Here is a 7,934-nt window from a genome sequence, read left to right as displayed (position 1 = left end):
CCCCCCCCCCCCCCCCCCCCCCCCCCCCCCCCCCCCCCCCCCCCCCCCCCCCCCCCTGCGACCTGGTCCCGCTAGAGGCGCACCCCGTGTCGCCGCAGGTAGGCCACCGGGTCGACGTCGGAGCCGTACCCCTCGCCCGTGCGCACTTCGAAGTGCAGGTGCGGGCCGGTGGTGTTGCCCGTGGAGCCCGAGCGGCCGACCTGGCGGCCCGCGGCCACCGACTGACCGGCACGTACGGTCAGCGAGGACAGGTGGCCGTACTGGGTGTACATGCCGTCGTGGTGCCGGATCACCACCTGATAGCCGTACGCGCCGCCCCAGCCGGCCTCGACGACGGTGCCCGCGGCGACCGCCTTGACGGAGGTGCCGGTGGGTACCGTGAAGTCCTGGCCGGTGTGGTAACCGCTGGCCCAGTGGGATCCGCTGCGGTGGTACGGGGTGCCGAGCGCCCCGCCGACCGGCGCGACGAACGTCCCCGCGGCCGAGGCGGGTGCGGCCCGCCGCTCCGCGGGCTTGGCGCCATTCCCCGGCTTGGCGCTCTTCCCCGGCTTCGCGCTCTTCCCCGGCTTCGCAGGCTTGGCGGCCTTCGCGGGCTCCGCGCCGGGCACGGACAGTTCCTGTCCGGGGAGGATGAGGTCGGGGTCGGCTCCGACGATCCGGCGGTTCACGTCGTAGAGGCGCTGCCAGCCGCCGAGGACGTCCTGCTCCTCGGCGATCCCGGAGAGGGTGTCCCCGCTGACGACCGTGTAGGAGTCGTCCCGCGCCGCGGGGTGACGGTCCGGCTCCGGCTTCCTGTCGGCCCGCTTCCCGGTCTTCTTCTCGCTTCTCCTCACCGGGGCCGCCTGCGCCTCCGGCCCGTCCCCACCGCCGCCCCGAGAGAGCCCGGCGCGCCGCGCGCACACGGGCCACGCCCCGGGGCCCTGCCCGTCCAGGACGCGCTCGGCTATCGCCACCTGCTCTGACCTGGTCGCCAGGTCGGCCTGGGTGGCGAACTTCGTGCCGCCGTAAGCCTTCCACGTCGACTGGGCGAACTGCAGCCCGCCGTAGTAGCCGTTGCCGGTGTTGATGTGCCACTTGCCGCTGCTCTCGCACTGGGCGACCTTGTCCCACGTACCGGCCGTGGCCGCGTCCGCACCCGTGGCGGCGATGAACGGCAGCGCGAGCCCCGCGCCGGATGCGGCGGTGACGGCGACGGCCACCGGCGAGAGCCGGCTCGGCGGCTGGGGTCTGCGGTGGCGACCGCGTACGGGCCGTACGGGCATGGGGAGGACCACCTCTCGGCTCCGGACACACGGCCGTACAAGTACGACAGAGGGATCTTGCCGCCGCAAGGGTGCTTTTGAGACTCTGTCGTCCCAAACCGTGCGGCCCGGAACCGGGTTGGCGCGGGGGGGCTCCCTCAGGACGTGCGGGGCGGCAGCGGGAGCGGCAGACCCGGCAGGCCGTCGAGGCTGACCGCGACGTACGGCTTGCTCACGCAGTAGTCGCTGAAGGACTCCTCGGTCTCGCGGGAGAAGCGCTGGGTGTGCAGCGGCCGTTCCTCCCGGAAGTCCATGAAGGGGACGGCGAATCCGCAGCTGTCGCTGATGCGTTCGGCGGTGACGACAATGACGGCGCGGAGGTCGGTCCGCTTGCGGATGTCGTCGGAGAAGTGCGGGAGCAGGTCGTCCCAGCGCGGGTCGTCGCGGAAGACGGCCTCGCCCCGCCCGTGCACCCGCACGACGGTGGGCGGACCGGCGAAGGCACACCACATCACGGTGATGCGACCGTTCTCCCGCAGGTGGGCGATGGTCTCGGCGCCGCTGCCGCCGAGGTCGGCGTAGGCGAAGGTGCGGTCGTCGAGGAGGGCGAAGGAACCGTCGAGACCCTTGGGCGACAGGTTGACGTGCCCGTCGCCGGACAGGGGCGCGGTGGCGGTGAAGAAGACCTTCTGTTCTTCGATGAAGGCGCGCAGGCGCCCGTCGATGCGTTCGTACGTCTTTCCCATGTCTGTGATTCTGCGGCGCGAGCCCCGGCTCCCGCCGCACCTTTCCGGCCACCGGACGGGTCAGCGCCGCCGGGGACCGCGACCGCGGGGACGCCCGTCCTCGCCGTCCCGGACGGCGATGCCCAGCGCGGCGGCCAGCGCCGGGGCCAGGTCGAGCAGCTGGGCGCTGCCGATGACGGCGCCGCGCAGCGAGTCGTGGCCGTCGGCGAGGTCGAGGCGGGTGGCGCCGCGCAGGTCCGTGGCGTCGAGTTCGGCGCGGCCGAGACGCAGGCGTTCCAGGGCTGTGCCAGGGAAGGAGACGTCCTTGAGGCGGGCGCCGCCGAGGTCGACGTCGCGCAGTACGCAGTCCTCGAAGACGACCTCGTGCAGCCGGGCGGTGCGCAGGTTGACGGAGTCGAACTTGCAGCGCCGGAAGACCACCCGGCGCAGCACCGCGCCGAAGGCCTCGACCCCGGCGAGCACGCAGGAGTCGGCGGTGGCGTCCATCCAGTTCGTCTCGGCGGCCGAGGTGCCGACGAAGCGGTCGCCCTGCAGCCAGACCTCGTTGAAGCGCGCCCGGCGCAGGCTGCCGCGCTCGAAGACGGTGTCGGTGATCGCGCACTCCAGGAAGACGGCACCGCCGGCGTCCTGTTCGCCGAGGGTGAGGCCGTCGAAGCGGACGGTGTCGTAGCGCTCCTCGACGCCCAGCACGGACTCGCCGAACGGCTCCAGCGCCTGCGCGTACGGCAGCTCGGACAGGGATTGCGGTGCCTTGAAGGTCATGGCGGCCACGCTAGGGCGTGTTTCGAAAGTAGCGCCGGCCGCCCGAAGGGCGGGTCCCGCGGCGTCTGGTGCGGTGCATCGCAAGGCGGAGAGTCGTCCTCGTAGTGGGCTACTCGGACGATTCGACAACGCAGCGAGGTGCCGTGCCAGGCGTCGCGGGACAGGCGGGACTTTCGAAACACGCCCTAGTGGCCCGCTGTGACAGCGCCGCCCTTCACGAATATGAACGATTTATCCGTGATGTCTTGCTACGTTGCGTCCCATGACCGCCCCCGCCCCCGGGACCTCGCCGCCGGCCCTCGCCGTGCCCGCCGTCCCGCTGCCCCGGCGCCGGGGCGTCGAGTTCGCACTGCTCGTCGGCGCGGTGCTGATCCCGGTGTACGGCTACTGCGCCGTGGGCCTGGCGCACGAGGGCGCCGTACCGCGGGGCGCGCTCGGCTACGGCGCGGCGGTCGGCGGCCTGGCGCTGGTGGCCCATCTGGCGGTGCGGCTGCGCGCCCCGTACGCCGACCCGCTGCTGCTGCCGATCGGGGTGCTGCTCAACGGCCTCGGCCTGGTCCTGATCTACCGCCTCGACCTGGAGACGCCCGACTCCGCCGCCCCGGCACAGCTGATCTGGTCCGGACTGGGCGTGGCCCTGTTCATCGCGGTCGTCCTGCTGTTGCGCGACTACCGCGCCCTGGCCCGGTACGCGTACCTGAGCGTCGTGGCGGCCCTGGTGCTGATGATCGCGCCGAGCCTCTTCCCCGCCGTGAACGGCGCCCGGATCTGGATCCGGGTCGCGGGCTTCTCCTTCCAGCCCGGCGAGTTCGCGAAGGTGCTGCTGGCGGTGTTCTTCGCGGCGTACCTCGCGGACAACCGCGCCGCGCTCGCCTACGCCGGCCGGCGGATCTGGCGCTTCCGCCGGCTGCAACTGCCGACCGGCCGGGTGCTCGGCCCGGTACTGGCGGTCTGGACGATCAGTCTCGGCGTGCTGGTCATCGAACGCGACCTGGGGACCTCGCTGTTGTTCTTCGGACTCTTCGTGATCCTGCTCTACGTCGCATCAGGCCGCACCGGCTGGATCGCGATCGGGTTGCTGCTGTCGGCGGCCGGCGCCTTCCTCGTCGGCTCACTCGAACCGCACGTGCACTCCAGGGTGGCGGACTGGCTGCACCCCTTCGCCGGCATCGAGGCGGGCCGGGGGCCGGGCCAGCTGGCGCAGTCGCTGTTCGCGTTCTCCGCCGGGGGACTGCTGGGCGCGGGCCTGGGTGAGGGGCACTCGATCCTGATCGGCTTCGCGGCCAAGTCCGACTTCATCCTGGCCACCGCGGGCGAGGAGCTGGGGCTGACCGGGCTGACCGCGCTGTTCCTGCTGTACGGGCTGCTGGTGGCCCGGGGCTACCGGGCGGGGCTGTCGGTCCGCGAGCCGTTCGGCAGGCTGCTGGCCGTGGGGCTGGCCTCGATCGTCGCGCTGCAGGTCTTCGTGATCGCCGGCGGGGTGACGGACCTGATCCCGCTGACCGGGATGGCGATGCCCTTCCTGGCACAGGGGGGTTCGTCGGTCGTCACCAACTGGGTGATCGTGGCGCTGCTCATCCTGCTCAGCGACACCGCCCGCCGGCCGGTGCCCGGCCCGGGCACCGGCCGGACCGCCGCCGGCGGGGCGGACGCGGCGTGACCCCGTACGCCCGCCGCGCGGCGGCGCTGTGCCTGCTGCTCCTCGTCGCCCTGCTGGTGAACGCCATCCGGGTCCAGGTGGTTCGGGCCCCCGCGTACGACGCCAACCCGGCCAACCGGAGGGTGCCGATCGACCGTTACGCGCAGCCGCGCGGCGACATCCTCGTCGGCGGCCGGCCCGTGACCGGCTCCCGGTCCACCGGCGCCCAGCTGGACTGGGTCCGCACCTACGCCGACGGCCCGCTCTACGCGCCCGTGACCGGCTTCTCCTCCCAGACGTACGGCACGGCCCTGCTCGAGGCCGCCGCCGACGACGTCCTCTCGGGCTCCTCTCCCAGCCTGTCCGCGCTCCCGCTGTGGAACGCGATCAGCAGGGCGCCGCGGCGCCCCGGCGACGTCCGCACCACCATCGACCCGGCCGCCCAGGAGGCCGCGTACAAGGCGCTGGGCGGCAAGAAGGGCGCGGTCGCCGCCCTCGACCCGGCGACCGGCCGCATCCTGGCACTGGTCAGCACGCCCTCGTACGACCCGGGCGTGATCGCCGGCACCGGCCCGGAGGCGCTCGGCGCCTGGCACCGGTTCGTCACCGCCGAGGACCAGCCGATGCTCAACCGGGCGCTGCGCCAGACCTACCCGCCGGGTTCGACCTTCAAGACGGTGACCGCGGTCGCGGCGCTCACCTCCGGGGTCGTCACCGACGTCGATGAGCCCACCGACTCCCCGGACCCCTATCCCCTGCCGGGTTCCACGACGACGCTGGGCAACGAGTCGGCGTCCGCGGGCTGCGAGGACGCGCCGCTGAGGTACGCGTACGTCGTCTCCTGCAACACCGTCTTCGGCAAGCTCGGCGACGACGTGGGCCTGCGGGCGATGCGCGAGACGGCGGAGGCCTTCGGCTTCAACGACCCCTCCATCGGCGTCCCCTCGCACCCCGCGGTCAGCGTCTTCGACCGCCGCATGGACCGGGCGCAGCTGGCCCTGTCGTCCATCGGGCAGTACGACACCCGGGCCACCCCGCTGCAGATGGCGATGGTCGCCGCGGCCGTGGCCAACGACGGCACGCTGATGTACCCGCATCTGGTGGACCGGACCACCGACGGCGCCGGCCTTCCGCTGGAGATCACCGGGGAGCGGGCCTACCGGCAGGTGATGGACGCATCCGTGGCGTTCACGATGCAGGACATGATGGTCGCCGTGGTGCGGCACGGCACGGGCCGCAACGCCGCCCTGCCCGGCGTGCTGGTGGGCGGCAAGACGGGCACGGCGCAGCACGGCGAGGACAACCGCAAGAACCCGTTCGCCTGGTTCATCTCCTGGGCGAAGGAGAGCCGCGGGGCCCCGGCGAAGGTCGCCGTCGCCGTCGTCGTGGAGGACGCCGCCGCGGACCGCGCGGACATCAGCGGCGGCGGCGAGGCGGCCCCGGTCGCCCGCGCGGTGATGCGCGCGGTACTGGGGCACTGATCCCGTGCCCGGCCCCGGTCAGTCCTGGGCGCCCAGCGCGATGGCCTCGTCGACCTCGGCCGCCCGTTCGGTCTCCTCCCTGGCGAAGCGCTCGGCGTCGAGCTTCTCGGCGATCTCCTCGTCCTGGGCCATCAGCAGGTCGAGGTCGGAGTCGCCCAGTTCCAGGACGCCCATGTCGACGTAGGCGCGCTGCAGCCGCTCGCCCCACAGCCCGATGTCCTTCACGCACGGCACGATGCGGCTGAACAGCAGCTTGCGGAAGAGCTGCAGGTACTCCGAGCGCTCGCTGAGCTCCTCCGCCTCCTGCCGCGGGATGCCGAAGTCCTCCAGCACCTCGGCGCCGCGCAGCCGGTCGCGCATGAGGTAGCAGCCCTCGATGACGAACTCCTCGCGCTCGCGCAGTTCGGCGTCGGACAACTGCTTGTAGTGGTCGCGCAGCGCCATCCGCCCGAAGGCCACGTGCCGGGCCTCGTCCTGCATGACGTAGGCGAGGATCTGCTTGGGCAGCGGCTTGTCGGTGGTGTCGCGGAGCATGCCGAAGGCGGCGAGTGCCAGGCCCTCGATGAGCACCTGCATGCCCAGGTACGGCATGTCCCAGCGGGAGTCGCGCAGGGTGTCGCCGAGCAGGGCCTGCAGCGAGTCGTTGATGGGGTAGACCATGCCGACCTTCTCGCGCAGGAAACGGGAGTAGATCTCGGCGTGCCGGGCCTCGTCCATCGTCTGGGTCGCGGAGTAGAACTTGGCGTCGAGGTCGGGCACCGACTCCACGATGCGGGCGGCGCAGACCATGGCGCCCTGCTCCCCGTGGAGGAACTGGCTGAACTGCCACGAGGCGTAGGCGCGGCGCATGTCGCGCTTGTTCCGCTCGGACATCTTGTCCCAGTAGGGCGTGCCGTGGACGGTCATGTTCTGGTCCGGCACGCCGAGCGGGTCGTACGGGTCGACCTCGGTGTCCCAGTCGATGCGGGTGACCGCGTCCCACTGCTTGTCCTTGCCCTTCTGGTAGAGGGCCAGCAGCCGGTCGCGCCCGTCGTCGTACTCCCAGGAGAAGCGGGCGGCTCCGGAAGCCGGGATCTCCCACAAGTTGTCCTGCGACGGCATTGGCGTCTCCTCGACTCTTGACGGGCTTGCTGACACACAGTCTCATAAGAGCATGACCGCTGGCACCCCTCTTGCAACGCGTGAAAAAGTGGCGGAGCGGCTGCTCGACGCCTCCGCGAAGCACTCCTTCGACCCCGACACCGAGCTGGACTGGGAGGCCCCGTTCGAGGACGGCGCATGGTTCTGGCCGCCCGAGCTGTGCTCCCTGTACGACACCCCGCTGTGGAAGCACATGTCGCAGGAGCAGCGGATCGAACTGAGCCGGCACGAGGCGGCGTCGCTGGCCTCGGTCGGCATCTGGTTCGAGATCATCCTGATGCAGCTGCTGCTGCGGCACTCCTACGACCTGGACCCCACCAGCGCCCACGTCCGCTACGCGCTGACCGAGATCGCCGACGAGTGCCGCCACTCGAAGATGTTCGCGCGGCTGGTGACCAGGCTCGGCACGCCGGTGTACCGGCCGTCGCGCCTGGACCACAACCTCGGCCGGGTGCTGAAGTCGGTCTCCACCACGCCCGGCTCCTTCACCGGCGCCCTGCTCGCCGAGGAGATCCTCGACTGGATGCAGCGGCTGACCTTCCCGGACGAGCGCGTGCAGCCGCTGACCCGCGGCGTCACCCGCATCCACGTGGTCGAGGAGGCCCGGCACATCCGCTACGCCCGCGAGGAGCTGCGCCGCCAGATGGGCTCGGCGCCGCGCTGGGAGCTCGCCTTCACCCGGGTCGCCTCCGCCGAGGCCGCCCGGGTGATCGCCCGGTCGCTGATCAGCCCGCGGGTGTACGCCTCGGTGGGTCTTGACCCCCGGTACGCCGCCGAGCTGGCCCGCACCAGCCCGCACCGCCGCGACGTGATGCGGCAGGCCGCGCGGAAGCTCATGGACTTTCTGGACGAGATCGGCATGTTCCAGGGCCCGGGCGTACGGCGCATGTGGCGCACCTCGGGGCTTCTCGGGTAGCACGACGCG

At 72.2% G+C, this 7,934-nt stretch carries 7 protein-coding genes; 3 read left to right on the top strand and 4 right to left on the bottom strand.

What is annotated here, in order from left to right:
* Positions 1-71: 71 nt before the first annotated feature.
* The 3 genes from AC3EUJ_RS31600 to AC3EUJ_RS31590 form a co-directional block, all read right to left on the bottom strand.
* The gene (locus tag AC3EUJ_RS31600) at positions 72-1,262 is read right to left on the bottom strand and encodes a transglycosylase family protein (RefSeq protein ID WP_431967435.1); all 1,191 of its coding nucleotides are present in this window, start codon (positions 1,260-1,262) and stop codon (positions 72-74) included.
* 137 nt (positions 1,263-1,399) lie between these two features.
* Entirely contained in the window at positions 1,400-1,987 is a 588-nt protein-coding gene (locus AC3EUJ_RS31595; RefSeq protein WP_431967433.1) for a pyridoxamine 5'-phosphate oxidase family protein, read from the bottom strand.
* A gap of 60 nt (positions 1,988-2,047) precedes the next feature.
* On the bottom strand, positions 2,048-2,749 hold the full coding sequence (locus AC3EUJ_RS31590; RefSeq protein WP_431967431.1) for a pentapeptide repeat-containing protein: 702 nt from the start codon (positions 2,747-2,749) through the stop codon (positions 2,048-2,050).
* A 262-nt stretch (positions 2,750-3,011) separates the two neighbouring features.
* Here AC3EUJ_RS31590 and AC3EUJ_RS31585 point away from each other — a divergent pair, with 262 nt between their 5' ends.
* Both AC3EUJ_RS31585 and AC3EUJ_RS31580 read left to right on the top strand, forming a co-directional pair.
* Positions 3,012-4,409 (top strand): FtsW/RodA/SpoVE family cell cycle protein, encoded by a 1,398-nt coding sequence (locus AC3EUJ_RS31585; protein ID WP_431967429.1) that lies wholly within the window; start codon positions 3,012-3,014, stop codon positions 4,407-4,409.
* Positions 4,406-5,869 (top strand): penicillin-binding transpeptidase domain-containing protein, encoded by a 1,464-nt coding sequence (locus tag AC3EUJ_RS31580; RefSeq protein WP_431967427.1) that lies wholly within the window; start codon positions 4,406-4,408, stop codon positions 5,867-5,869. Before AC3EUJ_RS31585 ends, AC3EUJ_RS31580 begins: the two co-directional genes overlap by 4 nt.
* 18 nt (positions 5,870-5,887) lie before the next feature.
* Here the strand turns inward: AC3EUJ_RS31580 and AC3EUJ_RS31575 are convergent, their stop codons facing one another.
* Entirely contained in the window at positions 5,888-6,970 is a 1,083-nt protein-coding gene (locus AC3EUJ_RS31575; RefSeq protein ID WP_431967425.1) for a ferritin-like domain-containing protein, read from the bottom strand.
* A 52-nt stretch (positions 6,971-7,022) separates the two neighbouring features.
* Between AC3EUJ_RS31575 and AC3EUJ_RS31570 the strand changes: the two genes are divergently transcribed.
* Positions 7,023-7,925, top strand: coding sequence for an AurF N-oxygenase family protein (locus tag AC3EUJ_RS31570; RefSeq protein WP_431967423.1), 903 nt, complete (start codon positions 7,023-7,025; stop codon positions 7,923-7,925).
* Positions 7,926-7,934: the final 9 nt, after the last annotated feature.

It is taken from the genome of Actinacidiphila sp. bgisy160, from assembly GCF_057707815.1.
The sequence above is the reverse complement of the archived record's forward strand: the minus strand, read 5'-3'. Positions and strand labels throughout refer to the sequence as shown.